The following is a 25,909-nucleotide window of genomic DNA, read 5'->3' as shown; positions in this document are numbered from 1 at the left end:
TTGTATTATTTAACATTCTCAACGAGACTTCCATTCACCAGGTTGATCTGACCACTGGTAATGATCGTCTCACCTTCCTGAAGTCCTTCCAGAACTTCAACAGTTTCGCCGAATATTCTTCCTGCAACGATCTTGCGCTCAACAGCCTTGTTGCCATCCATTATAAACACTTTGTTGCTGTTTACACTTCCCACAAACGCAGCCCGAGGAATAGTCAGCAAAGGATCCTGTTTCGGGAACTGGAAGACCGCTGTACCGTACATTCCTGCTCTTAACTGTGATGCACCGGTATTAGCCAGTTCAATCTCAACAGGGAAGTTCAGGCTGTTATCAGCCTTCGCTGCAATAAAAGTGATCTTACCTCTGAATTCTTTGTCAGGGAAGATGTTCGATTTGATCGCCACCTCGTCGCCATTCTTCAGGTTCACTACTTGCGATTCGTTGGCCGTAACTTTTAGCTTTAACTTGGAAACGTCCACGATCTCAAACAATGCAGTACCCGGAGATACATAAGATCCCCTCTCAATAGAGCGCTTGTTGATCACACCGGAAAACGGTGCCTTAATGTTGGCGTCACTAGACTTTCTTCTGGACGACTGAACTGCCGCCTGGGTAGTCTTCACCCGTAAACGTGCATTTTCCAAAGCCTGCTGCGTAACACCGCCTGTTCTAAACGAACTCTCATAGCGAGCAAGGTCACGTACTGCATTCTGGTAATTTGCTTCAGCCGTTTCCGTGTCTACCACCAGCAGCTCATTATCTATCCTGGCCAAAACCTGTCCTTTGCTCACCCGGTCACCTTCTTCTACCGCGATACGCGTTACCCTGCCTGAGTTCTCTGCAGAAAGCGTAAGTTCCTGGTTAGATTCAAATGTTCCGTTAGATGAAAAGTTAAGGTCAACCTCTGTTCTGGCTACTTTTGCAGTCTTAACGGCAACGGCGCCCTTGCTTCCTTCCGCAACAACAGCAGTCTTCGCTGCATTCTTTTTCTTGTTGCTTTGAAGTATCCAGCCTATCAGAACGAGGGCCGCTACTACTGCAATAATCGTAATCAGTGTATTCTTTTTCATTCGAGTATATTTTGTCTTTTCGGTTACTGGAATCAGCCTGTTCAATCCTGGACATGCTCATTCCATTTAGTTTTTGATGATCAAAGCCAAAGAGCCGAAGCTCGTTGGCAGATGTTTATTCTAGTTGATGAGAGATTTGATGTTTCCGTTTGATTTCATCAGCTGTATTTCGGAAAGCTTATAATTAAGCAGCGCCTGTGTATAGCTGTTCTGTGCATCTGTTAAAGCAGTTTCCGCATTCAGCAGGTCAGTAAGCGATGCCAAACCATTATTGTAGTTATTTTGCGTGCTGGTAAATACTTCCCGCGCCAGTCGCATATTCTCATTCTGGTTCCTGATCGTGCTTACACTGGTATTCAGCTGCAGTCTTGCATTGCTGTAAGCGAGGTTGAGCGCCTGTCTGTTGTCTTTCAGGTCCTCTGAAATCTGGTCAATCTCGATTTGCGCCTGTCTAACTCTTGATCTTCTTCCGAAACCATCAAAGATTGGGATGGAGATATTAAGTCCTATCGCCGATGCTTGTGCCCAGTTCGCGGTACTGTTACCTTTAAATAAGTCAAATTTGTTGCTGAACCCATTTTGCGAATAGTTGGTGATGAAGGAAAGCTTAGGATAATACTCCGCCACCCTTGACTTCTTCTGATAGATCAGCAGTTCTTCCTGCTTTTTAAGCAAGGCATACTCGGTCAGTCCGGCAACGTTTACCGTATCGGCAATGCTGTTTGCATTCTCTACGATCCGGTTGAGCTCTGCTTTCGGAATATCCACGGTCACGCCTATCGGCATACCTATATAGTACTTCAGCGTGTTCTCCTGTTGAATGGCTGCCCTTGCCAGCTCGTCCCGTTGTGTCTGCAGGTTGGTTAGACTTACCTTTACCCGGTCTACATCAATGCGGGTAGCCAAACCATTTTTATACTGATCACTCAATATTCTTTCCGTCCGCTGTAAAGAAGAGATGTTGGCGTCAATGGCCTCTATCTTTTCTCTGCTCACCAGTACCTGGTAGTATGCTGAGGAAACCATCTGCAAAACGTTCTCTTCACTCAGGTCAACGTTCAGTTGATAGTATTCTTCACCAGCCTTTGCAGCTTTCAATCCGGTAAATACGCTTTGATTGAAAAGTTGCTGACTAAGCTGTACGTTGGCATTCGCAGTGTATTTCTGGCCAAATGCAACCAGGATCGTTTCACCTGGTCTTCCTATGATCTCGCCAGGAAGGGGGCTCTTCTGTATCATCAGGTTGTCGTTCAGGTTACCTGTTGCTGTAATCTGAGGTAAGGCCTGCGACCTCACTTCTGCTGTAAGTTCTTTGCCTTTCTCTGCTTCCAGACGCGCCTTGCGTACCGTTGCATTGTTCTTAAGGGCGAAGTTGAGGGCTTCTTTCAGTGTTAACTGAACCGTCTGCGCCTCGACTGATCCTACACCTAACGTACATGCCATCAACACAGCAGCGATTAAGGTGTTTATTCTCGGTCTAATCATCTTCTTTTTGTTCTCTTGTTATAGGTTATTTGATCAATAAAAGGTGTTGCTGTTACAATAAATTTCCGTGTACATCGTAAGCCTTCAACCCAGCGATGAAAACCGCACTCAGGGCTTTTTGCTTTTCCAAAATTGAATTAAACTCTTTTTCTCCCGGAGAAAACTTGTTCTTCAGGGGTATCAGTTCAAATACACTCAGTCCGGTTATGGTTTCCAGATACAGTTTGCTCATCTTGTCTGTTTCTATTGCCGCAATTTCTTTACGTTCAACTGCCTTGCTGAATAGAGTTGAAACCAGGGCCACCTCCTTTACCCGTGCCTGTTCCATAACCCCGTAGCAGGCATTCTCAACTAAGCCGGCTTCAGGAGAGCTCTCCGTCAGATTAAGCATGAAATACCGTCCAATAAATTTCTTCCGGCAGATCAGGATCGCCAGCAGTTCGTCTTCCAGTAAAGACACTTTTTCTAGCATACCCTCCAGTTCAGAGAAATACTGCGCCATGATCTTTTCCACAACCGCCACCACAAGGCTCATCTTGTCAGGAAAATAATGATATAGAGAAGGCTGGGTAACAGATATGTCATCCGCAATTTCATTCATCGTCGTTTTCTGAATACCAAAATGAGAGAAGCGCTTAATCGCACTCTCAACAATTAAATCTCGTTTTCTATCAATGTCTATCAATCTATGCCCTGACTTTTTTTATAATTTAGTCAAAAGTACGGCACGGCGATGACATATACAAGTTTTTTACGATCCTGAAGAATTTATGAGATTGTGGAGACGGTAGTCACTTCCAGGCCTTTAAGGAATATTTCGCCAAGTTTCTTCTGACGGCTTAGAATATTGTCGAACTGCTCCTTTTCGGGGAAGAATCCCTTGGTATGACGCTTCAGCACGGTGAAGTAGATTCCCGACAATGCATCTTTTAACAGAGCCGCTGTTTCGTCCAGATTGTCCACTTCAAACTCGCCGGCGGCAATACCTATTTCCAGCACTGTTTTCAATACCATCAGTTCGGAGTCTTTCGCCTTAACAAACATGCACATCAGGTTGCCGGGAAGCTCTGCTCCTGTGATCTTGGTGAAATCGAGCAGGTTGTAATATTTGGTGATGAACTCCTGCCTTTTATCCAGGCATTTCGTGAGGGCTTCGTGACTGTTGGTCGCGCCGCTCACATCCTTTCGCATTTCTGCGTCCATCGTATCAATGATGTTCTTCAATACGGCAGAGTACAGGGATATCTTATCGGGAAAATAGTAATAAAGGAGTGCTTTAGACAAGGATAAGTCATTCGCTATCTCTGTCATAGTGGTTTTAGAGAGACCGAAGTGAGCAAAACGTTTGAGTGCAGCGTCAATAATTAAATCCTTTTTCCTATCCTGATTTTCCACGTTATCAAAATTAACTATTATTCCTTTATCAGAGCTATAATACAGAAATAATGCGAAGGTTTTAATTTTCTCTATTTGATATTAAATGCGAAATTCGGCCCAAAGAAAAACAAGATGTATCCGATCGCCGAACACGTATCCCTCAAGAACCTGAATACCTTTAGAGTGGAAGCCCATGCCCGCTGGTTCACAGAGATTCACCAGGAGGAAGATCTCTCTCTCCTTTTCGCTGATCAGCAATGGAAAGGCGCAGCAAGGCTGGTTATCGGAGGGGGAAGTAACATTCTTTTTACTCGCGACTTCGAAGGTTTGATTATCCGGATGAACATTCCTGGCATTACGCATCAGATCGACGGCGAATCCGTGCTTGTTCATGCAGGGGCAGGTGTAGTCTGGAATGACCTGGTTCTTTACTGTGTAGAGAGAGGATTTGCGGGTGTCGAAAACCTGACACTTATCCCCGGAACAGTCGGTGCATCACCTGTACAGAACATTGGTGCCTATGGGGTCGAGCTCAAAGATGTGTTCCATTCCTGCCGGGCCTATCATATTAAAAAGGGGGAGGTCATTACCTTTTTGCCTGAAGACTGTCGCTTCGGATACCGCGACAGTATCTTTAAACACGAGTTGAAGAATCAGGTGATTATTACTTCCGTCACTTTTAAGCTCAGTCTTAATCCCCAAATCAACATCTCTTACGGTGCTATCCGCCAGGAACTGGAGACGCGCCATATTGACGAGCCCGGTATCAAAGACGTTTCCCTCGTCGTATCAGAAATACGGGTCAGCAAATTACCGGATCCTTCTACCATCGGAAACGCCGGCAGCTTTTTCAAAAACCCTGTTATTAATGAACAACAATTTGTACATCTGAAGTCTGCTTTTCCAGACATAGTACATTACTGTCTACCAAATAGTACAGTTAAACTTGCTGCAGGATGGCTAATTGAAAAAAGTGGCTGGAAAGGAAAACAAATTCGTCAAACTGCAACCTGGAAAAATCAGGCGTTAGTTATAGTAAACGTTGGAAGTGCTTTAGGTTCAGAGATATATGATTTTTCGGAAGAAATTATAAAAGACGTGAACGAGAAATTTAATATCACACTTGAACGCGAAGTCAACGTGTTTTAACCCTATTAACAGGGCGATGCCATAGTCAGTGCCGCTTTTAGCATAGTGTTTGTATAAATGATAGCGTAACAGTTAATCATCTATAAAAAACTTTATAATATGACTAAGATCGAATTCAACACTATGGTAATGCACCAGGCCAGTTCTCTAAGAATGTATGCCTTACATTTCACTCATGACGCTGATGATGCTAACGACCTGGTTCAGGATACGCTGTTAAAAGCCATCACATATTATAATAAATTCAAAGAGGGTACTAACCTGAAAGGATGGTTATACACAATCATGAAGAATACTTTTATCAATAACTATCGTCGCTTTGTTAAGATCAGTTCTTTCGTTACAAAGTCTGACGAGATATCTTCTGCAAACCTGGTGTTTTCATCTACAAAGAATCAAGGCGAGTCGAAGTTTATTATGGATGATATTAAGAATGCATTGGGTAAGCTTCCTGAGGAATATTACATCCCCTTCAGCATGTATTTCGAAGGACATAAATACCATGAAATAGCTGACTACCTGGCTATCCCAATCGGAACTGTTAAAACACGTATCCACGTTGCCAGAAAATTGCTCAAAAAGAGCCTTAAGCCTTATGATAACGGTGTTAAAAAGCCGATCTACGCAGAGGCCGAATAATTTAGCCCCCTTTTTCTAAACTCAACTATAGGAACCTCTGATGTAATCAGGGGTTTTTTTATGAAAATCCTGCTCCTTGCACCGGCTAATTACTCGTTTAAACATCGTAATATGTAATATTTAGCTATGTTTGCAATCGACCTGTCTTGCAAGAGCAGGGAATCATGTATTCAGGCCTTCATGTCAAAGTTAGACGAAATAAAAAGACCCATAGAGCAAGAACTGGAAGCATTCGAGGAGAAGTTTAAATCTTCGATGAAAAGTACCGTTCCTCTGCTCGATCGGATTACTCATTACATAGTTAAACGAAAAGGTAAGCAGATCAGACCCATGTTTGTGTTTTTCTCTGCGAGCCTTTGTGGCGGAATCAACGAATCCACCCACCGTGGAGCTGCACTTGTCGAACTTCTTCATACGGCTACGCTTGTGCATGACGACGTGGTCGATAACTCCTATGAACGCCGGGGCTTCTTCTCGGTGAATGCCCTCTGGAAAAATAAGATTGCTGTACTTGTAGGAGACTACTTATTGGCTACCGGCTTATTGCTCTCCATTGATCATGATGATTTTCATCTGCTTCGGATTGTATCTTCTGCAGTGAAACTGATGAGCGAAGGTGAACTGCTTCAAATCGAAAAAGCGCGCCGCCTCGATATCAGTGAAGAAATTTACTACGAGGTAATCCGTCAGAAAACAGCTTCTCTCATTGCTTCTTGTTGCGCCTGCGGCGCTGCATCGGCCGGTGCTGATGTGGAAACGATTGAAAAGATGCGTCTCTTTGGCGAAAAGATCGGAATGGCCTTCCAGATCAAGGATGACCTCTTTGATTTTGGTACAGACGATGTTGGCAAACCTTTAGGTATCGACATCAAAGAAAAGAAAATGACCCTTCCGCTGATCTACTCACTGAACAAAGTGGAGCGAAAGGAAAGACAGCGTATTATCAATCTCGTTAAAAATCATAATGAGGATAATGTGAAGGTGGAAGAAGTAATTACTTTCGTACGTAATAATGGTGGTCTGGCTTATGCAGAAATGCAAATGCACCGTTTTCAGGATGAAGCATTCGAGGTTCTGCACTCCTTTCCGGATCATAGCGCACGAACAGCCCTTGAGCAGCTCGTCCGCTTTACTACTGAACGTAAGAAATAGTCTTACCTTTTGCCGATCTGTTCCAGGATCTGCTCTACATACCCACGCTCATTTGCCAGCCTGGGCACTTTATGCTGTCCGCCCAGCTTTCCGCGCGTTTTCAGCCACGTATAAAATGTGCCTTCCGGAGCAACATGTACCAGCGGTCTCTTCAAGGCCATATCCTTGAAGCGCTTGGCATCGTAATCTGAATTAACCTCTCGGAGCGTGTTGTCCAGAATGTCTGTGAAATGCTCGATATTGGAAGGCTGACTTTCGAATTCAATGATCCACTCGTGGCCTCCGCTTTCATTGTCGCTGAAATAAATCGGGCAGGCGGTGAAGTCCTTAACTATAGCTCCGGTTTGCGTACAGGCCTCTGTCAATGCTCTTTCTGCATTGTCTACAATAACCTCTTCACCGAATGCATTGATGAAATGTTTTGTTCTTCCCGTGATCTGGATTCTGTAAGGCGATATAGAAGTGAACTTGATCGTATCACCAATCATGTAGCGCCATAACCCGCCATTTGTTGAAATGATGAGCGCATAGTTTTTACCCAATTCTACTTCCGACAAGCTTTTTGTGGCCGGATTCTCCTCTCCGAAGTTTTCCATCGGCAGGAACTCGTAATATACGCCATAATCTAGCATCAGCAGCATTTCCTCTGATCCCGGGAGATCCTGGATGCCAAAGAAGCCTTCGGAAGCGTTGTAAGTTTCGAGGTAGTACATGGAGGAGGAGGGGATCAATTTCTTAAACTGCTCCCTGTAAGGACCGAACTTAACTGCGCCATGAACATATAGCTCCAGGTTAGGCCAGATTTCAAGAAGGTCTTTTTTGCCGGTAATCTCCATTACCCGTTTGGCTAGTACTACAGTCCAGGTCGGTACCCCCGCCATCGATGTTACATTCACATCGATGGTCGCATGAGCCATTTTCTCGATCTTCTCCTCATAGTTATCCATCAAGCTGATCGACATATCCGGCGTGCGGTGAAACTCCGCCCATAGAGGCAGGTTTTTGATCAGGACCGCCGAGATGTCTCCATAAGAAATATCTTCATTGAACTGGTTCACCTTATGACTGCCACCCAGCACCAGCGATTTACCCGTAAACATCTGAGTATCCGGTTTATTATTACAGTAAATGGAAATCATGTCTTTTCCACCCTTGTAATGACATTCTTCCAGAGACTCAGCACTCACCGGGATGAACTTGCTTCTGTCGTTTGTTGTTCCTGACGATTTGGCGAACCATTTTACCTCAGAACCCCAGAGGATATTCTGCTCTCCCTTCATCATCCGCTCAATATATGGCTTCAGCGTCTCGTAGTTCTGCAGAGGAACACGTTGTTTGAACTGCTCCTGATTGAAGATGGAATTATAGTCGTACTGCTTACCCCATTCGGTTGATCGGGCGGATGATATCAGCGAACGGAAGACTTCGTCCTGCACATCATGCGGATGATTCATAAATAGTTCTATCTGATCCATTCGTTTCTTCATGAACCAGGTTACAATCGTATTTACAAGTGTCATAGGGGAGTGGGGTTGCTGTTCTTCTTTTTTCGCAATTCAAAATGTTGGCCGAGATAGAATTTCCGGGCCATCTCATTACTGGCAATCTCCTGAGGCGTGCCGGTGAGCATGATTTTTCCTTCAGTGAGTAAATAAGCGCGGTCAGTGATGGATAGTGTTTCCTGAACGTTGTGGTCGGTAATCAGGATGCCGATATTTCGATCCTTCAGCTTGGAGACGATCGATTGAATTTCTTCTACCGCAATCGGGTCAACTCCTGCAAAAGGTTCATCAAGCAGAATGAAGTTCGGATCGGCCGCCAGCGCTCTCGCAATTTCAGTACGTCTTCTCTCTCCTCCCGATAATAAATCTCCCCGGTTCTTGCGTACTCTGTGCAAACTGAATTCTGAAAGCAGCTCTTCTAGTTTGTCCTTTTGCTCGGCCTTCGTCAGCTTGGTCATTTCGAGCACCGCCATGACGTTGTCTTCCACGCTGAGCTTTCTGAAAACGGATGCCTCCTGAGCCAGATAGCCGATTCCCTTCTGTGCTCTTCTGTACATCGGGTCGTTCGTGATGTCCTCCGATTCAAGATATACATGTCCTTCGTTGGGTTTGATCAAGCCTACAATCATATAGAAGGAGGTTGTTTTACCCGCTCCGTTTGGACCGAGCAGACCTACAATCTCACCCTGGGCCACATGGAAGGACACATTGTTAACAACCGTGCGCTGTTTATATTTCTTTACTAAATTTTCTGCTCTGAGTATCATTTTAGTCGTGTTGCGGTGTACACCTTACACCCTTCAAATTTAATTGAATAGAACGTTTGTCTTTCCATACATTCTCCTCAATTGTGTAACAAATATCAAAGGGAAGGCCGCTCTGAACGATGTCGATGTACTCGCCCAGTCCGAATCCGATACAATCAAAAGCGTGCGAGTTTCCTTGCTTAACAGTCATCTTCAGGTGATTGTTTCCCACAATCTGCGGAGAGCCCAGACATTGTACTCCCCGGCTGATAAAGACAGGGGTGGTGTTCAGGGGACCATAAGGTGCAAACTGACTGAGTATTCTAAAAAACTTGCCATCTATCTTCTCCAGGTGTAATGTGGCATCGATCACCATCTCCTGAATAAGAAGTTCATCCGGGATCGTCTGCGAAACTACGTCTTCAAACCGTTCTCTGAAGGCTGAAAGATTCTCATTCTTGAGCGTCAATCCCGCCGCGTATTTATGCCCTCCGAACTGTTCAAACAGGTCACTGCAGGAATTCAATGCCTCGTAAAGGTCAAATCCAATTACCGACCTGGCCGAACCTGACACATGGCCGTTAGACTGCGTAAGCACAATGGTTGGCCGGTAATATTTCTCTGTAAGTCGCGAAGCCACGATCCCGATCACTCCCTTATGCCATCCTTCGTTATATACGACGGTGGTTTTACGGTTTAAAAGCGCCGGATCTGCCGCGATCATCGCCAGAGCCTGCTCTGTGATGGAAGCATCGTGCTCTTTCCTTTCTGTATTTTTAATATTGATAATTTCACTGTGCCCCCGGGCAATATCCCTGTTTTCTGAAATCAGGAGATTAACAGAATGCCTCGCGTCGTCTATTCTGCCGGATGCATTGATGCGTGGACCGAGCGTGAAAACCACATCGGAGATACTGTATTGTTTCTTCCCTGCAATCTCAATTAAAGCGGCCATCCCGTGACAGGGGGATGTATTCAGACGTTGCAGTCCGAATTTAGCCAGGACCCTGTTTTCTCCGGTAATGGGCACAATGTCTGAGGCGATGCTGACTACCACCAGATCAAGATAACATTCCAGATCCTGGAAAGGAATGTTGTTCTGCATGGCGAATGCCTGAACGAGCTTAAACCCGATTCCACAACCCGAGAGCTCCTTATAAGGGTAAGGGCAATCATGTTGCTTGGGATCCAGCACCGCTACAGCCTCCGGAATGATTGATCCTGGTGTATGATGATCGCAGATAATAAAGTCGATTCCCAGACTGTTTGCGTAGTCCACCTTGTCAACCGACTTGATCCCGCAATCTAGTGCGATGATCAGCGTAATGCCATGCTCATGTGCATAGTCGATGCCCTGAGTAGAAATACCGTAACCTTCCTTGTAACGATCTGGGATATAGTAGTCGATATGATAGTGATACTTTCGTAAGAAGCCATAAACAAGGGCTACCGAAGTGGTGCCGTCTACGTCATAGTCTCCGTAGATCAATATCTTCTCCTTGGAAAGAAGCGCATGCTGGATCCGGTCGACCGCCACATCCATCCCCTTCATGAGAAAAGGATCATGCAGGTGACTCAATGAGGGCCTGAAGAAATTACGGGCGCCTTCATAAGTGGTGATGTCGCGGGCGACAAGCAGAGTAGCAAGAACTTCATCAATGTTAAGCTGATCTCGAAGTTCCTTAATAGCTTTCAGGTCCTTTAACTCCTGTTCTGCCCACCTTTTTTGCATATCTTTGTTAGGTTGTGGGGTTAAATATACTATTTAATACGTTATTATATACCCACCTCTTTATAAGCAATTCATTATCAGATTATACATTTTCCCGATGAAATATCATGAGCAGCCCCGCTCAAAAGCGTCACCAGATCTCTTATGATAGCATCATCCTGAATTAAATAAAACATACCCGATGAAAGTATATTCATTAAAAGAAGGTTCATATTCCGTCGACAGCTCTAAGAAATTCATTCCTTTCGACCCGGCGACCGACAATGCAAAGGATCGTCCCGCATCTTTGTTTATTCATGTGCAGCCCTTTCTGGTTGAAATTGGTGGTAAGTTAATTGTTCTGGACACAGGTCTTGGATTTAAGAACGCTTCCGGAGAGCTAGTCATACACGAAAATATCCGCAAAGCCGGATACGATCCTGAAGATGTAAGCATGGTGCTGATGTCGCACCTTCACTATGATCACGCGGCTGGCATGGTCTATGAAAAAGACGGAAAGATGCAGCTTTCTTTCCCTCACGCCGAGTATGTTATCAACCGCAATGAATGGGAAATTGGCTACAGCGGCGCATCCAAATCATACCACACTGACATCTTTGACGTCGTGCAGCGGAGCGGCAGCATCCATTTCATTGAAGGCAACGGTCAACTTACCAACGAAATCAGCTACGAGCTTACTGGCGGCCATTGCCAGTTCCACCAGGTATTTTTGATCGATGATCAGGGGGATAAATGCTTTTTCGGTGCCGACATACTGCCCGAGCCCGAGCAGCTTCTCAGAAGGTTCAAGGCCAAATATGATTATGATGGCGCCCGATCCATGGAGCTTCGCGAACATTATGGTAAACTGGCAGCACAAGAAAACTGGTTATGTCTTTTCTATCACGCAAAAAGTGAGGCAATCGCAAGAGTAGAAGAGGTAGACGGGGCGTTTAAGATAGTTAAGGTTTAAGTGATCAAAGAGAAACTGATGTTGATCAATCTGCAATGTCGCAGCTCGGATACCAGCTGGCTGAATATTGCTTAAGGCCAACAATAAAACAAAAAAGCCTGCTATCATGAACATGATGCAGGCTTTTTTTAAACGTTGAGTCTTACTTTTTCGCTACAAGATTGAAGTCAAGCGTGAAATCATCATAGATCGCTTTGTCTCCAATGCTTTCAAAGAAGCTTTTGGAATTATAACGGATATCGTATTTAGTACGGTCAACCTTAACTCCTTTTGCTACTGCAACTACTGCATTGTTCTGTCTTTTTACAGTCGCAGGGAAGGTAAGAGGTTTTGTAATTCCCTTGATGGTCAGATCTCCGGTAATATTTACCTGGCCCGCTCCGGCAGGAGTAACCTTAGTGATTTTGAAAGTTGATGTAGGGTATTTAGCTACTCCGAAGAAATCATCTGCTTTTAAATGACCTTCGAGCTTCTGAGCCATTTCTCCCTGAACATCTGTAGCAACAAGTGAATTCATATCTGCTACGAAAGATCCGCCTGCAAGAGCATTACCATTGAAATTTAAGCTCCCTGATGCTAACTTGATTGTTCCTGAATGCTGACCTGTTACTTTCTCTCCCAACCATTTAATAGATGAGTTCTTGGTGTCAACACTAAAGCTTTCTGTCTTTAAAGCAGGCTTGAAAGCCGAAAATAAGCCAATTGCTGCAATGGCTAAAACTGATGCTAATTTCATTTTGATGTTCATTTTATGCAAAGGTAAAAATCTTTCAAACATATAGATGTTGTAACATCTATTCATGTCATATATGACAATTCCTGAACATTTAGCAAGGAACGACTTTTATATACGCCTTTTAAGCCTGAGTATCACAAACCGCCGCTCACCGTTACTGCTGATGATGTACAGGAAAAAGGTTCTTCCTGACCTCGAGCTGAACATCGCGTTGATTTCCTCCATATTGATCTCCTGAACGGGACGGAAGTTGATACTCAGGATCTCGTCGGCAACCTGAAGTCCGGCACTGTCTGCCGCTGAGTTGAGTTCAATGCGGTTGATCAGTATGCGCTTGAAGTCAGGCGCCCGGGTTACGAGTTCGAGTCCGCTCATGTCATGTTCAAAGGGCTCCTTGAATGAAGAGGAGGGGCGCAGGTATATCAATTTCTTCCAGTAGTCAAAAGTTACCCTGAACTTCTTCAGGACCGGGTTTCCCAAATTTCCGTCGCGCTCAGGGAAGTCGCTTCGCTTGATGACCTCCTGAAATTCGGGAAAGGAAGCCACAACATGCTCCAGTTGATATTCGCCAATAGTAATACGTTGTATTCGCCCGATGTGACCGTGAATAGGACCGAGGAGGCCCACACCCAGGTTGGCGTCGATGTTGAGTTCTGGCACTTTGAAAGGCTTGCCTTTATAGCTTTCCAGAGAGACGGCGTGTCCCGCTCCCGTATCGATAATCAACTTCAGCGCCCTGAACAGCGTTCCGTCAAGTTCCACGTCGCTTATGATATAAGGTTTCCGGTCCTCAATGGTGATGGGTATGGCCGTGCTCTTTTCTGGAACATACCCGCTTGAGTGCTGTCGGATCACCAGCCGCTGTGTCGCATATCTGATCTCTACGATAAAGCTGTCAAAAAAGTCGTATCCCAGCAGTCCGTGAATCGGCATCCCCAGCGTTTCTGAAAGCTCAAGCAGATCCTGGTTCAATATAATCACGTTCATAGATCTGGCTACCGCCTTGCCTAGCTGAAGCCTCATCCCCGATGCTACGGAAGCACTCAATTCCTCGCCTTGTCCGAAGCCCGTGATTTTCATTTTACGGAGGTCCTTCAGCTGGAGCGAGTCGATAAGCGAAGGGTTTGTAATGAGACATACGCCGATCCCTGTATCAAGAAGGAAGTTAAACGGCCCTTTGCCGTTGATCAGGATGGGGATTACAATCAGATTCTTCACCATCCTGAATCCGATTGTCTGCTGCTTTCGGCCTCCCTCGAACTGAAAGCTTTGGGCAAATGCCGATCCCGTAAGCGCCAATACGGACGCTAAAAAGAACAGTAATTTTCTGATATAGAGGTAAATGGCGGGCATACAAATTGGCTGTATATAAATTTACATATTTCCACGCCCTCCGGGAAGGAAATCCGTTCTAAATGAAACCACTCTTTTCTCGGTTTGTTAGCTCAATAAATCCTTGTACATCATGATTCTGAAGTCTATCCCCCTCTTTACTCTTCTGCTGATTGCCAGTCTGAGCTCCTGCAAACAAAAAGCCGAAACCAAGCACCAGTCACCTAGAGACCTTTTCCCCGGTTTGTTTGAGGCAGTGCAGGCAGGGAATGTGTTTGAAGACAGCAAGACCTTTCCGGATTGCCTGCCCAAGAGAGAGCCGGAAAAGATCCTCAAAGATTATGAAGAGCAGAAGAAAGCCGGCGGCTTTAACCTCAAGGCATTCGTTGAAGCAAACTTCACGCAGCCGGAGGCACCCACGACAAATTACCACAGTAACACCGCTGCGGGAGTGGAGCCGCATATCCGTTCTCTCTGGGATGTGCTTACCCGGAGGCCCGACAAGTACTATCAATATGGCTCTCTTCTGGCGCTTCCACACCCATATATCGTTCCCGGCGGCCGCTTCCGCGAAGTGTATTACTGGGACTCTTATTTCACGATGCTCGGCCTGGAGGAGAGTGGCCGCACGGACCTGATCGAGAGTATGGTCAATAACTTTGCCTACCTGATCCGCACCTATGGTTTTATACCTAATGGCAATCGGACCTACTACCTGACCAGATCCCAGCCGCCTTATTTTTCGTTGATGGTTAAATTGCTGATGGAGAACAAGAAGCTGAAGAGCGACTCGGTCCTGAAAGCTAACCGTGATGCCTTGGAAAGGGAATACAGTTTCTGGATGAACGGTCGCGACGCAAAAAAAGGAGCAAACCTGCACGTGGTGGTGATGCCCGACGGTGAAAACCTGAATCGTTATTTTGATTCGGGCGATTGGCCGCGTGAAGAAGCGTACTCGGAAGATGTTGCTGTTGCGGTGAATGCGGGTGCTGCAAAGACGGACGTTTACCGCCACCTGCGCTCAGGAGCTGAGTCGGGTTGGGACTACAGCAGTCGCTGGTTCAGTGATGGCCGATCGCTCCACACCATCCAAACTACCAATATCATTCCTGTTGATCTGAACGCGTTGCTCTATCACCAGGAGATTATGCTGGCCAGAGCCTATCAGGTGGCCGGCGATATCAAGGCTAAAGACATTATGCTGGGTTCTGCAGAACGCCGGAAGAAGGCGATCATGAAATATTGCTGGGATAGCGAGGCCGGGTGGTTCCGTGATTACAACTGGAAGTCGGAAGCTACGACAGGTTCGATGAGCCTCGCAGGGGTCTATCCGATGTATTTCAACATGATATCAGTGGGGCGTGCAGACACCCTCTCGAAAACTCTCGAGCAAAAGTTTCTGAAGCCGGGAGGACTGGTTTCGACGCTCACCAACACCGGTCAGCAGTGGGATTCTCCGAACGGTTGGGCACCGCTGCAATGGATGGCGATCGCCGGTTTATCCGCCTATAAGAAACAGGAACTCTCCAGGGAGATATCCCGCAGATGGAGTACACTGAACATTCGTGTATTTAGCAAAACAGGTAAGCTGATGGAGAAGTACAACGTCGTGGACACAGCGGTTTTCGCCGGAGGAGGGGAGTATCCCAATCAGGATGGCTTCGGTTGGACGAACGGGGTGCTGCTCAAAATTCTCACGCAACAAAAAAATCAGAGCATTCAATAATCTCTTGGCAGTATTCGAATAAAGATGCGGCTAATTGCCGCTGTTATTATTGAGTATGCTACCGGTAAAAACGCATATGAGTCTCATGTCCCATTTACTACCGTCGCATACAGAAGGTGATAATAGACAAGGCCTCCGTGATTAGGGAGGCCTTGTCTATTTGTTGATCTTAATTAATCTTCCTGATGAAAAGAATATCTGTAATCTCTGGCAGGATCAAGTGATTCCTTGATGGTGCGTGGAGACACCCAACGCAGAAGGTTGATCATGGAACCGGCTTTGTCGTTTGTTCCAGATCCTCGTGCGCCGCCAAAAGGCTGTTGCCCAACCACGGCACCTGTACATTTATCATTGATGTAGAAGTTCCCGGCGGAATTTTTTAGTGCAACGGTCGCTTTTTCAATGATGTAGCGGTCTGTAGCAATCACGGCGCCTGTCAGTGCGTAGATCGAGGTCTTGTCAATTAACTCCAGCGTTTGATCCAATTGTTCGTCTTCGTAAACGTAGATAGTGAGTACGGGACCGAAGAGTTCTTCGCACATGGTTACGGATGAAGGGTTCTGGCTCACGATCAACGTTGGATTGATGAAGTAGCCTTTGGCCTTATCGTAATTTCCTCCGGCAATGATCTCTGATTCAGGATCGGCTTTGGCTTTGTCAATGGCTGCGCTAAGCTTGTCGAATGATTTCTCGTCAATAACAGCGTTGATGAAGTTGCTGAAATCCTCTACAGGCCCCATTTTTAAAGTCGAGAGGTCGTTCAGGATCATCTCTTTCAGCGCTGGCCAGATAGATTTAGCGATGTAAACGCGGGAGGCAGCAGAACATTTCTGTCCCTGATATTCGAAGGCTCCTCTTACGACGGCTGTGCCTGCCACTTCAAGGTTAGCCGATTGGTGTACCAGGATGAAATCCTTTCCTCCGGTCTCGCCAACGATACGAGGATATGATTTGTATTTGTGAATGGAGTTACCAATGGTCTTCCATATATCCTGGAATACGCCTGTTGACCCGGTAAAGTGAATTCCTGCAAAGTCAGGGTGCTGGAAGATAACCTCTCCTGCATCTGGTCCAGAGACATAGATCAGGTTGATGACACCTGCCGGGAGGCCGGCTTCCTGTAGCACTTCCATGATCACGTTTGCGGAGTAGATTTGTGTGTTGGATGGTTTCCAAACAACCACATTCCCCATCAGTGCTGCCGATGTAGGCAGGTTTCCGGCGATCGCCGTGAAGTTAAATGGTGTTAGTGCGAACACAAAGCCTTCGAGTGGACGCTGCTCAACCCGGTTCCAGCTACCGCGTGATGAGATGGGCTGTTGTGCATAGATCTCGGTCATGTACTTCACGTTGAAACGTAGGAAGTCGATGAGCTCGCAGGCTGAGTCGATCTCCGCCTGGTAGGCGTTTTTGGACTGGCCCAGCATAGTAGCTGCGTTAAGCTTATAGCGGTATGGGCCGGCAATCAGGTCGGCAGCCTTTAGAAAGATGGCCGCACGTTGTTCCCATGCCATATTCTCCCATTGTGCTTTCGCAGCCAGCGAAGCATCAATTGCCTGCTGAACATGTGTTTTGTCGCCTTGATGGTAGTGGCCAATTACGGTCTGGTGATTATGTGGAGGTCTTATCTCAACCTTTTGTCCTGTTCTGATTTCCTGCCCTCCGATATACATCGGAATGTCTGTCTGTTCTGAGTAAGCTTTCGTGATCGCTTCCTTCAAAAGAGACCGCTCCCGGCTTCCCGGAGCATAATTCAGTACCGGTTCATTAACCGGTTCAGGTACAGTGAAAAACCCTTTTGTCATAAATTGAATATTAGGGTGCAAAGATACGAAGACCTTGAATAAATTTAAAATTGCCTATATTGCAGGCTCGCAACTTCTACCCCGGGATTTAAAATTTTTGTATGATGGAGAGCAATGTTCAGTTGCAATTAGCGTCCGATTTTGTCCGCTTTACTGATAAAAATATTTTTCTAACAGGCAAAGCAGGAACGGGTAAAACCACTTTCCTGCATCGGTTGAAGAAAGATTCTGTAAAGCGGATGGCGATAGTGGCACCTACAGGAGTTGCGGCAATCAATTCAGGAGGGGTTACCATTCATTCATTCTTTCAGCTGCCCTTCGGGCCGTTTATTCCGGGCGAGGGGACTGCTAATCCACAGAACAGGAATACAACATTTAACGCGAACCGCTTCCATAAAGAAAAGATCAACCTTATAAGGAGTCTGGACCTTCTTGTCATCGACGAGATCAGTATGGTTCGGGCGGATACACTAGATGGCATTGATGAAGTGCTGAGACGTTATAAAAATCATTCAAAGCCCTTCGGTGGTATTCAGCTGCTGATGATCGGCGACCTGCATCAGCTATCACCTGTGGTAAAACAGGAAGACTGGCAGATATTGAGGGAGTACTATCCAAACCTTTATTTTTTCAATAGCAGGGCATTGCAGAAGACCTCGCCGGTAAGCATAGAGCTTAAACATATCTACCGACAGTCTGACGAGCATTTTATTAGTCTTCTGAACTGTATACGTGATAACCGGATTGATGCATCTGTGCTTGATAGCCTGAATCAGCGTTACATTCCCAACTTCAATCCGCCGGAAGAGGAGGGATATATCACGCTGACCACGCACAATAATTCTGCACAAGATATTAACATACGGAAGTTACTTCAGATAAATGAGAAGTCGCAAAAATTCAGTGCGGCTATCGACAGGGAGTTCCCGGAATATGCTTATCCCACAGAAGTGGATCTGGAGCTGAAAACGGGGGCGCAGGTGATGTTTGTAAAAAACGATACCTCGCGGGAGAAATTATTTTATAACGGTAAGATCGGGAAGATTGTCAGGATGACTACGGAGATGATCTATGTAAAGTGTCCCGGTGACCTGTTTGAAACTCCTGTGCAAAAAGCCGAATGGCAGAATATCAAGTATAACCTGAACCCCACAACCAAGGAGGTGGAAGAGTCCGTGATCGGTACGTTCACGCAGTTTCCGCTGAAGCTGGCCTGGGCAATCACGATCCACAAGAGTCAGGGTCTGACATTTGAGCGAGCCATTATTGACGCGAACGCTGCATTTGCACACGGTCAGGTCTACGTAGCCCTGAGTCGTTGCAAGAGCTTCGAAGGTATGGTGCTCAGCTCCGCTATTTCGATGGGCAGCGTTAAAACCGACGGTGCTATTGCCGCTTATACACGGGATGCAAGCAATAATGAGCCGGATCAGGATCAGCTCAATCGCTCGAAAGTAGCGTTTCAACAAAGCCTGTTGTTCGATATGTTCGACTTCAGGGAGATCAAACAGGCCTTCTTTCAGCTGCAGCGAATAGTGCAGGAGCATGACCGGGTTCTGGTTCCTTCGCTGGCAGACGACGTTATTGCTATGGGAGCCTCACTCGATAAAGACTTTTATAAGGTTGCCGAGTCATTTCAGCGGCAGTTAAGCGGTTTGCTTCAGGAAGAGCAGCTCCCGGAAGACAATGAACAACTGCAGGAACGTGTAAGAAAAGCATGTGCTTATTTTGTTGACAAAGCGCGTTTGATTTTGCAGGACGCACTTAAAAAGTTTGATCTGGAAACTGACAATAAAGCTATTAAGAAAAGTCTGACTGATGCTTTTGGTCGCCTGCAGAAGGCATCCCACATCAAGACAGCGGTTTTTAACTACGGTGTTGATGGTTTCGACACGCTTGGTTATCTGAAGACGAAGGCGAACGCTGACATCGACTATGAGGCTATGCTGAAAGTTGTGCCGGCGACGAAGAAAGCTCCTGCTGTGAAAGGCAATTCTCATCCGGAGCTGTACTCCAGTTTATGGAAGTGGCGGAATGATGTGGCTACAGATAAAGGCGTGGCGGTATTTGTGGTTTTACCTCAGAAGTCGCTGATCGAGCTGGTGGAGCAGATGCCGTCTAACTTACAGGAGCTGGAAAAGATCAAGGGGATAGGCAAAACGAAGGTCAAAACCTTCGGACGCGAGATCCTGGAGATTATAGCCGACTATTGCGACAGAAAAGGCGTAGACCGGCATCCTATGGAAATTAAATTAAAAGACCGGGAGCCACATGCTTTAATCTGATGATGAAATGCTGATCCGATTATTCCTAAACCTCTATCACTCTTCGATGCTAAACTTACGCATTGGCGGATTGCTGTTACTGTTTATGGTGTTCAATGCCTGTAGCAGTGATTCTCTGGACAGCCCGCATATTTTTGCAAAGCCCAACGAAAAGGTCTACCGCGAAATAGATTCACTCAATAAAGTGGCTTTTCAGGTGAAGAGAAATGATGTGATGCGTGCGCTTGACGTGATCTATAAGTCATCTTACCTGGCAGAGCTGCATCATTACGATAAAGGAATGGCAGAGGCCCTGCTGACGGAAGCGGGAATTTATCATCAAAATGGTTATCAAAAGCGGGCTTTGACCTTATATTACAAGTCGCTCGACATCAGCACCAAAATAAAAGACACATTGCATATTGCCAAAGCTAATCAGCAGATTGGCAATGCGCTGGTGGAGAGTGGTGAATACGAAGAAGCAGAGCGCTTATTCAGTATTGCAGTCAAGTATTTCAGTATTTTAGGTCTGAATGAGGATCTGATCAATATGTGGAACAGCTTGGGTCAGGTTAAGCTTGCGGCCGGTAAGACTGAGTCCGCCAGCGGGTACTTTAATGAGGCGCTACAGGCGAGTGAAAAAGTAGGGTACACTTATGGCATCAAAAAAGCGAATCATAATTTGGGTTTGCTGCACACTAAATTGGGCGATGTCGAGACAGCCAGGCTGTGCCTGAGAAGGTCTCTGGCCCTTGACATGAAGTCGAACGATGCTTATGGGATTGCTTTAAACAAGAATCAGCTCGCCCGGATTGCTATGTCGGAGGGGGACTATGACGATGCGGTTAAATTGCTGAAGTCTGCACTGAACGCCGGAGGTACAATATCGGCTGTTCAGCTGGAGATAGAATCACTCAGGGGTTTATGTGAGGTTTACCGGAAGGAATCAAATCTTGCTGAACTGATTCGCTGGCAGGATACACTTATCGCGATGCAGGAGTCTTTGTCGGAAAGGGAGAAATTTTATTCCATGAATTTCCTGGAGATTCTGAAGGAGAAAGAGCAGGAAAGATTCGTGTTTCAAAAGAAGATTGTTAATGCGCAACAGCGGGAGGCCTACTCGAATGCGGTTTTGGGAATAGTGTCTTGTGGGCTGATATCATTGATCATCTTATCCTTTCTCTGGTACAAGAATTACCGGCAGGCAAAGTCTTACAGTGCCGAGTTGATGGACAAGGCAGCCGTTATTCAAAAGCATGTGTTGGCACTAAACGAGTTGAACAGCGCCATTACAAAGCAGAATGAAAGTCTCGAGGAGTCGAACCGTATGAAGGATAAGCTTCTGTCGATAGTCAGTCATGACCTCCGGACGCCTTTGGCCAATACGAAAGGTATTCTGGACCTGGTAGAAGGAAACTATCTGAGTGCGGTTGAGCTGAGGCAGATGCTGAAGGACCTGGATGCCCAATATGTCAAGTCGCTGAACCTGCTCGACAATTTGTTGTTTTGGATAAAAGGCCAAATGTCGGGCTCTCCGCTCGAGTCCAAGCCCGTTGATCTGAAGATAGTCATCGATGGGCTCTGCCACGAATTGGAGATATCAGCCGGGAAAAAGGATATCGCTCTGATTAATGATGTGTGTCCAGATCTCACTATTCTGGGTGATCGCGAAATGATAAAGGTGGTGTTCCGGAATTTGCTGACCAATGCTATTAAGTTTACGGAAACGGGGTATGTGCGGATATCTTCGTCGGTCGGAGATTCGATTCAGGTCCATGTGGAAGATACAGGTGTGGGGATGAGTGAGGATGTGCTGCAGAAGGTGATGAGCAAAAGCTACTTTACTACCAAGGGTACCCATAAAGAGTCAGGAACAGGTTTCGGGCTGATGATCTGTAATGATCTGGTGAGGAAACATGGCGCCAGCCTGTCTATCAACAGCCACGCCGGAAAGGGGACGGTTTTCTCGGTGAACTTCCCGCTGAAATAGTTTTGTTTTCTGATGTGGCTTCATTTTCCTAACTTAGCCCGATTATTTGTTTAGTTAAAACGTTTACCGCCTGTTGAAGGCATCGTGGGCATCACGACCGCTTCATCAACATTTAAGAAACAAACTATTCTGTTGAAAAAATGACTACATCCTTTGATTTTGAGAAACCTATAGCTGATCTTCAGCAGCAGATAGAGAAAGTAAAGCAAATTGCTGATAAGACGAAAGTGGATATGAGCGGAACGCTGACAGAGCTGGATCAGAAGTTGGCGGCTGCAAAAGACGAGATCTATTCTAATCTGACGGGTTGGCAAAAAGTGCAGATTTCCAGGCATCCGGAGCGGCCTTACACGCTGCAATACATCGAGATGATGTGCGAGAATTTCGTCGAGCTGCATGGAGACCGGACGGTAAAAGATGATAAGGCCATTGTGGGAGGTTTCGCTTCGATAAACGGCCAAACGGTAATGGTGATCGGTCACCAGAAGGGTACCAATACCAAGCTGCGTCAGTATCGTAACTTTGGTATGGCAAATCCGGAAGGTTATCGTAAGGCTCTGCGCCTGATGAAGCTGGCCGAGAAATTCAATAAGCCGGTTGTGACGCTTATCGACACACCGGGAGCTTTTCCGGGCCTTGAGGCTGAAGAGCGTGGGCAGGGTGAAGCAATTGCAAGAAACTTGCTGGAAATGTCTGTATTACGGGTGCCGGTTATCTGTGTGGTCATCGGAGAAGGTGCATCTGGTGGTGCCCTGGGAATAGGCATCGGCGACAAGGTACTCATGCTGGAGCATTCCTGGTATTCGGTTATCTCCCCGGAGAACTGTTCTGCTATCTTATGGCGTACATGGGATTATAAGGAGCGTGCAGCTGAATGTCTGAAGCTAACTGGTGATGACATGCTGAAGAATGGACTGATTGACGGTATTATCCCTGAACCTATGGGAGGAGCGCATCAGGATCCTGCAGCCATGGCTGAAATACTTAAAGAGAGAATTCTTCATGATCTGGAGGAACTTAAAGCGAAGGATGTTGATACGTTGGTGAATGAGCGTATTGAGAAGTTCTGCTCTATGGGTGTTGTGGTTGAAGGATAATCTGCAGTTTAAATATATCGCAAAAAGAAAAGGTCTGAAATGTAATTTCAGGCCTCTTCTTTTTGGTGTCAGTCCCTGCTACTGGTAGTTGAGAGACAGAGACCCTTGCAGGCTTGTGAATAGCTTCTGCAGTTCAGCATGAAGTGCTGTTTGCTTGTTCGCTTCGGTGATTTTCAGCAGTTCGTTGAGAACGGATACGCCAAGTTGTATATCGTTCATTGCGAAGCGTTGGCGGTTTCCGGACAGTCCGCCTAGATAACCAAGCTCCTTGCTGATATAATTGCTGGTATGCTTAACAAGTTGGTTGGCCTTTTCTGTTTCGCCAACTTTGTACAGCAGATCGGCAGTATAGTACCTGTGAAGAATGTAATAGAACAGGTAGTTCCTTTCAGGAATTACTTCGAGTGACCTGTTTAATACTTTCTTTGCCTCTTCTACACGTCCTTCTTCGTATAACTTGCCGGCAAGCGTGTTGAAGCTCTTGATGATCGTAGCGATCATGCGGGTAGTTTCCGGGTCAAGGTATTTAGCTCCCTTCATATTGCCCCACACGAATTTGTTTAGCATATTATCATACATGCGATCTGCATTGATCAGCTCAGGCTCCTGTTTAGTTGAGTCAACCGCCGGTTGTTTCAAAGGCAGCAATCTGTATGCAAAGCCTTCATTATACAGGTATTTATCCATGCCGATGTAGTTGCTCGACGGTACTGTTACTGCAAAGTAGACAGGACGTTTCCAGTCATTATGTGCCAGGATATCGAACATAGCCAGCTCGGTCTTGGTTACATAGTTCTTGTTGTATGTCCATTCCATTGCAGTGGCAATGCTGTCTTTCATGGATTCGCTTACTGTTTTTGTGGCGAGGATCTGTGCAGGGTCAATAGTGATCTTGAAGTTTTTAGTCGGCAGGATATTCTCCTTGCTGCCATCCTGCATAGGAACCTTATCATTGTCATTATCTGAGGTCAACACTTCAAACAGGTTCTTCATTTCAATAGGCTCAGCAAACTTGTAGTCGTAGTAACGGATCACGTCACGTACTCCCTGAACAAATTTCTCATCGCCCATAGTGATCGGAAGGGGGTCTGCCTGATTGATCTTATCTTTCATCTGACGGATATACCAGTCTGTACCCAGTAAGCTCAGATTTACGATACGCACATCGGGACGTACACCTTCCACTTCCTGCACATACCAGAGCGGATAAGTATCATTGTCCCCGTAGGTGAAAAGGATAGCGTTTGGAGCGCAGGACTGCAGGTAATCTATTGCAAAATCTCGTGTGGTAAATTTATCTGAACGGTCGTGGTCGTCCCATTCCTGTGAAGCCATCAATACTGGTGCTGCAAAAAGGCAGAGTACGGTAGCAGCGATGCCTGCGGTTTGTGCGGACATCTTTCTGTTTAGGAAGCTCGCGATTCCGGCTACACCCAGACCGATCCATATAGCAAATGCATAGAAGGATCCTGCGTATGCATAGTCACGCTCTCTGGGTTGTAGGGGGTTCTGATTAAGGTATAATACAATGGCTATACCAGTAAAGAAGAATAGCAAACCTACCACGCCTGCATCTTTCTGATTGTATTTGAAATGCCAGAATGCACCGATCAGTCCGATGATAAGCGGTAAGAAGAAGAGGGTATTGTGTGCCTCGTTCTCGGTGATGCTTGGTGGAAGGTTATCCTGCGGGCCCAGTAACATGGCGTCAATCGGCTTAATGCCGCTGATCCAGTTTCCGGAAGTGTAATTTCCATGTCCCTGATCATCGTTCTGTCTGCCGGCAAAGTTCCAAAGGAAGTAACGGGCGTACATGAATCCGGTTTGATAGGAGAAGAGGAAGCCCAGGTTGTCGGCGAATGTTGGAGACTCAGTTTCGCCAAGTTTCATCCAGTCGCGGTAATAACCCACGTGCTGTGGATCATCACTGTACATACGCGGCAATAAAGTATTGCGGTCGTATTCTGTGCTGAATTTCTTGCCTGCAACTTCGTATTTCTCAGCTCCTTTACGGTAGATATTATCTCCCTGTTTGTAGTCGACAGGCTGAGAATCAAAATATTGACCGTATAACAATGGACGGTCGCCGTATTGTTCCCGGTTGAGGTAGCTCAGGAAAGCGAAAGCGTTATCTGGATCACTGTTGTTTAGTGCTGGGTTGGCTTTTGCACGTACGACGATCATCGCGTAAGAACTGTAACCAAAAAGAATAAATGCAAAGGAGATCAGGATAAGGTTCAGTGTAGGCTTTACCTTTTTAATGGAGTAAAGGATTCCGTATGTAAGGGCTCCTATTACAAGGAGAACGAAAACGAATACACCACTTCCAAATCCCATTCCGAGAGAGTTCACGAAGAACAGGTCGAAGTAGGCAGCAAACTTAACGAGATACTGTATGATACCATACTGGATTACTGCTAGCACAACGATACCTGCGAGTAATGCAAGTATTGCACCTTTGGCCGTAGGATTTTTATAGCGTCTGAAATAGTAGACCAGTGCTATGGCCGGGATTACGAGTAAGTTCAGCAAGTGAACTCCAATGGAGAGTCCCATCACATACGCAATAAATACGAGCCATTTGTCTGCTCCCTGCTCATCGGCATGGAAATCCCACTTGAGGGTTGCCCAAAAAACGATGGCGGTGCAGAGCGAAGACATCGCGTATACTTCAGACTCGACAGCTGAGAACCAGAAAGTGTCAGAGAACGCGTAGGCAAGGGCGCCCACCAGTCCTGAGCCGATGATGGTTATCAGGGTTGCCGGTTTCAGCTCTTCTCCGATTTTCCATAAGGTCTTTCTTGCGAGAGCCGTGATGGTCCAGAATAGGAAGAGGATGGTTGCGCCGCTGGAAACAGCAGATCCTATATTCATCCAATAAGCCACCCTGGTAACGTCGGAACCTGCCAGGAGAGAGAATATCTTTTGAAGGATGAGGAATAGAGGTGCACCAGGCTGGTGTACGATCTGCAGTTTGTATGCTGCTGCGATAAATTCGCCGCAGTCCCAAAAACTTGCTGTCGGCTCTGCTGTCATGGTATAAGTCGCGGTTGCGATTATAAAACATAGCCAACCGAAGAGGTTGTTAATCTTGTTGTAATTCATATGTAATATACCCGTATCGATATGGAGCCCGAAATTAACGAATAGAATTT

20 protein-coding genes are annotated in these 25,909 nt (G+C 46.1%); 8 read left to right on the top strand and 12 right to left on the bottom strand.

Features of this window, described 5'->3' with window-relative positions; translation table 11 throughout:
• Positions 1-5 precede the first annotated feature (5 nt).
• The 4 genes from ACO1NU_RS17275 to ACO1NU_RS17260 all read right to left on the bottom strand — a co-directional run bounded on the left by ACO1NU_RS17275 (position 6) and on the right by ACO1NU_RS17260 (position 3,950).
• Positions 6-1,070 (bottom strand): efflux RND transporter periplasmic adaptor subunit, encoded by a 1,065-nt coding sequence (locus tag ACO1NU_RS17275; RefSeq protein WP_448819751.1) that lies wholly within the window; start codon positions 1,068-1,070, stop codon positions 6-8.
• Positions 1,071-1,190: 120 nt separating this feature from the next.
• Entirely contained in the window at positions 1,191-2,513 is a 1,323-nt protein-coding gene (locus ACO1NU_RS17270; RefSeq protein WP_448819750.1) for a TolC family protein, read from the bottom strand.
• Positions 2,514-2,607: 94 nt separating this feature from the next.
• Complete coding sequence (locus ACO1NU_RS17265; protein ID WP_448819749.1) at positions 2,608-3,240, bottom strand: TetR/AcrR family transcriptional regulator; 633 nt, start codon at positions 3,238-3,240, stop codon at positions 2,608-2,610.
• Positions 3,241-3,323: 83 nt separating this feature from the next.
• Positions 3,324-3,950 (bottom strand): TetR/AcrR family transcriptional regulator, encoded by a 627-nt coding sequence (locus ACO1NU_RS17260; RefSeq protein ID WP_448819748.1) that lies wholly within the window; start codon positions 3,948-3,950, stop codon positions 3,324-3,326.
• A 114-nt stretch (positions 3,951-4,064) separates the two neighbouring features.
• Between ACO1NU_RS17260 and murB the strand changes: the two genes are divergently transcribed.
• From murB to ACO1NU_RS17245, 3 genes are all read left to right on the top strand, one after another.
• A complete protein-coding gene (gene murB / locus ACO1NU_RS17255; protein WP_448819747.1) occupies positions 4,065-5,081 on the top strand; it encodes a UDP-N-acetylmuramate dehydrogenase in 1,017 nt (338 codons plus the stop codon).
• A 99-nt stretch (positions 5,082-5,180) separates the two neighbouring features.
• Entirely contained in the window at positions 5,181-5,720 is a 540-nt protein-coding gene (locus tag ACO1NU_RS17250) for a sigma-70 family RNA polymerase sigma factor (protein ID WP_448819746.1), read from the top strand.
• A gap of 180 nt (positions 5,721-5,900) precedes the next feature.
• Positions 5,901-6,872: a polyprenyl synthetase family protein gene (locus ACO1NU_RS17245; protein WP_448819745.1), complete on the top strand. Its 972-nt coding sequence runs from the start codon at positions 5,901-5,903 to the stop codon at positions 6,870-6,872.
• A 2-nt stretch (positions 6,873-6,874) separates the two neighbouring features.
• Here ACO1NU_RS17245 and ACO1NU_RS17240 read toward each other — a convergent pair whose 3' ends face one another.
• Genes ACO1NU_RS17240 through recJ form a run of 3 tightly spaced genes read right to left on the bottom strand, consistent with a single transcriptional unit; the run spans position 6,875 to position 10,852 of the window.
• Entirely contained in the window at positions 6,875-8,392 is a 1,518-nt protein-coding gene (locus ACO1NU_RS17240) for a GH3 auxin-responsive promoter family protein (RefSeq protein WP_448819744.1), read from the bottom strand.
• Entirely contained in the window at positions 8,389-9,141 is a 753-nt protein-coding gene (gene lptB, locus ACO1NU_RS17235) for an LPS export ABC transporter ATP-binding protein (RefSeq protein WP_448819743.1), read from the bottom strand. Before lptB ends, ACO1NU_RS17240 begins: the two co-directional genes overlap by 4 nt.
• A gap of 1 nt (position 9,142) precedes the next feature.
• Positions 9,143-10,852 carry a single-stranded-DNA-specific exonuclease RecJ gene (recJ, locus tag ACO1NU_RS17230; RefSeq protein WP_448819742.1) on the bottom strand — a complete coding sequence of 570 codons (1,710 nt, stop codon included), beginning with the start codon at positions 10,850-10,852 and terminating at the stop codon, positions 9,143-9,145.
• 181 nt (positions 10,853-11,033) lie between these two features.
• On the opposite strand from recJ, the gene ACO1NU_RS17225 reads away from it, so the two are divergent.
• Positions 11,034-11,804 carry an MBL fold metallo-hydrolase gene (locus ACO1NU_RS17225; RefSeq protein WP_448819741.1) on the top strand — a complete coding sequence of 257 codons (771 nt, stop codon included), beginning with the start codon at positions 11,034-11,036 and terminating at the stop codon, positions 11,802-11,804.
• 142 nt (positions 11,805-11,946) lie between these two features.
• Here ACO1NU_RS17225 and ACO1NU_RS17220 read toward each other — a convergent pair whose 3' ends face one another.
• Positions 11,947-12,540, bottom strand: coding sequence for a YceI family protein (locus ACO1NU_RS17220; protein ID WP_448819740.1), 594 nt, complete (start codon positions 12,538-12,540; stop codon positions 11,947-11,949).
• 108 nt (positions 12,541-12,648) lie between these two features.
• Entirely contained in the window at positions 12,649-13,893 is a 1,245-nt protein-coding gene (locus ACO1NU_RS17215; RefSeq protein ID WP_448819739.1) for an aspartyl protease family protein, read from the bottom strand.
• Between the two features lie 112 nt (positions 13,894-14,005).
• Here ACO1NU_RS17215 and treF point away from each other — a divergent pair, with 112 nt between their 5' ends.
• Positions 14,006-15,598 (top strand): alpha,alpha-trehalase TreF, encoded by a 1,593-nt coding sequence (gene treF, locus ACO1NU_RS17210; RefSeq protein WP_448819738.1) that lies wholly within the window; start codon positions 14,006-14,008, stop codon positions 15,596-15,598.
• Between the two features lie 173 nt (positions 15,599-15,771).
• Here the strand turns inward: treF and pruA are convergent, their stop codons facing one another.
• Positions 15,772-17,403: an L-glutamate gamma-semialdehyde dehydrogenase gene (gene pruA / locus ACO1NU_RS17205; RefSeq protein WP_448819737.1), complete on the bottom strand. Its 1,632-nt coding sequence runs from the start codon at positions 17,401-17,403 to the stop codon at positions 15,772-15,774.
• A gap of 101 nt (positions 17,404-17,504) precedes the next feature.
• Here pruA and ACO1NU_RS17200 point away from each other — a divergent pair, with 101 nt between their 5' ends.
• Positions 17,505-19,688: an HRDC domain-containing protein gene (locus ACO1NU_RS17200; RefSeq protein WP_448819736.1), complete on the top strand. Its 2,184-nt coding sequence runs from the start codon at positions 17,505-17,507 to the stop codon at positions 19,686-19,688.
• Between the two features lie 36 nt (positions 19,689-19,724).
• Here ACO1NU_RS17200 and ACO1NU_RS17195 read toward each other — a convergent pair whose 3' ends face one another.
• Positions 19,725-19,784, bottom strand: a complete 60-nt coding sequence (locus ACO1NU_RS17195; RefSeq protein ID WP_448819813.1) for a hypothetical protein — start codon at positions 19,782-19,784, stop codon at positions 19,725-19,727.
• On the opposite strand from ACO1NU_RS17195, the gene ACO1NU_RS17190 reads away from it, so the two are divergent.
• Complete coding sequence (locus ACO1NU_RS17190; RefSeq protein ID WP_448819735.1) at positions 19,774-21,657, top strand: ATP-binding protein; 1,884 nt, start codon at positions 19,774-19,776, stop codon at positions 21,655-21,657. The two genes, ACO1NU_RS17195 and ACO1NU_RS17190, sit on opposite strands and share 11 nt — an antisense overlap.
• A gap of 140 nt (positions 21,658-21,797) precedes the next feature.
• The gene (locus tag ACO1NU_RS17185; RefSeq protein ID WP_448819734.1) at positions 21,798-22,754 is read left to right on the top strand and encodes an acetyl-CoA carboxylase carboxyltransferase subunit alpha; all 957 of its coding nucleotides are present in this window, start codon (positions 21,798-21,800) and stop codon (positions 22,752-22,754) included.
• Between the two features lie 78 nt (positions 22,755-22,832).
• Here ACO1NU_RS17185 and ACO1NU_RS17180 read toward each other — a convergent pair whose 3' ends face one another.
• Positions 22,833-25,859 (bottom strand): protein O-mannosyl-transferase family, encoded by a 3,027-nt coding sequence (locus tag ACO1NU_RS17180; RefSeq protein ID WP_448819733.1) that lies wholly within the window; start codon positions 25,857-25,859, stop codon positions 22,833-22,835.
• Positions 25,860-25,909: the final 50 nt, after the last annotated feature.

It is taken from the genome of Arcticibacter sp., from assembly GCF_053551015.1.
This window is presented reverse-complemented; position numbering and strand designations above follow the sequence as displayed.

Bases quoted from the DNA above. Each gene is read 5' to 3' on its own strand.
- ACO1NU_RS17275 (WP_448819751.1), bottom strand. From the start codon at position 1,070: ATGAAAAAGAATACACTGATTACGATTATTGCAGTAGTAGCGGCCCTC.
- ACO1NU_RS17270 (WP_448819750.1), bottom strand. From the start codon at position 2,513: ATGGCATGTACGTTAGGTGTAGGATCAGTCGAGGCGCAGACGGTTCAG.
- murB (WP_448819747.1), top strand. From the start codon at position 4,065: ATGTATCCGATCGCCGAACACGTATCCCTCAAGAACCTGAATACCTTT.
- ACO1NU_RS17250 (WP_448819746.1), top strand. From the start codon at position 5,181: ATGACTAAGATCGAATTCAACACTATGGTAATGCACCAGGCCAGTTCT.
- ACO1NU_RS17245 (WP_448819745.1), top strand. From the start codon at position 5,901: ATGTCAAAGTTAGACGAAATAAAAAGACCCATAGAGCAAGAACTGGAA.
- ACO1NU_RS17240 (WP_448819744.1), bottom strand. From the start codon at position 8,392: ATGACACTTGTAAATACGATTGTAACCTGGTTCATGAAGAAACGAATG.
- lptB (WP_448819743.1), bottom strand. From the start codon at position 9,141: ATGATACTCAGAGCAGAAAATTTAGTAAAGAAATATAAACAGCGCACG.
- recJ (WP_448819742.1), bottom strand. From the start codon at position 10,852: ATGCAAAAAAGGTGGGCAGAACAGGAGTTAAAGGACCTGAAAGCTATT.
- ACO1NU_RS17225 (WP_448819741.1), top strand. From the start codon at position 11,034: ATGAAAGTATATTCATTAAAAGAAGGTTCATATTCCGTCGACAGCTCT.
- ACO1NU_RS17220 (WP_448819740.1), bottom strand. From the start codon at position 12,540: ATGAAATTAGCATCAGTTTTAGCCATTGCAGCAATTGGCTTATTTTCG.
- ACO1NU_RS17215 (WP_448819739.1), bottom strand. From the start codon at position 13,893: ATGCCCGCCATTTACCTCTATATCAGAAAATTACTGTTCTTTTTAGCG.
- treF (WP_448819738.1), top strand. From the start codon at position 14,006: ATGATTCTGAAGTCTATCCCCCTCTTTACTCTTCTGCTGATTGCCAGT.
- pruA (WP_448819737.1), bottom strand. From the start codon at position 17,403: ATGACAAAAGGGTTTTTCACTGTACCTGAACCGGTTAATGAACCGGTA.
- ACO1NU_RS17200 (WP_448819736.1), top strand. From the start codon at position 17,505: ATGATGGAGAGCAATGTTCAGTTGCAATTAGCGTCCGATTTTGTCCGC.
- ACO1NU_RS17190 (WP_448819735.1), top strand. From the start codon at position 19,774: ATGGTGTTCAATGCCTGTAGCAGTGATTCTCTGGACAGCCCGCATATT.
- ACO1NU_RS17185 (WP_448819734.1), top strand. From the start codon at position 21,798: ATGACTACATCCTTTGATTTTGAGAAACCTATAGCTGATCTTCAGCAG.
- ACO1NU_RS17180 (WP_448819733.1), bottom strand. From the start codon at position 25,859: ATGAATTACAACAAGATTAACAACCTCTTCGGTTGGCTATGTTTTATA.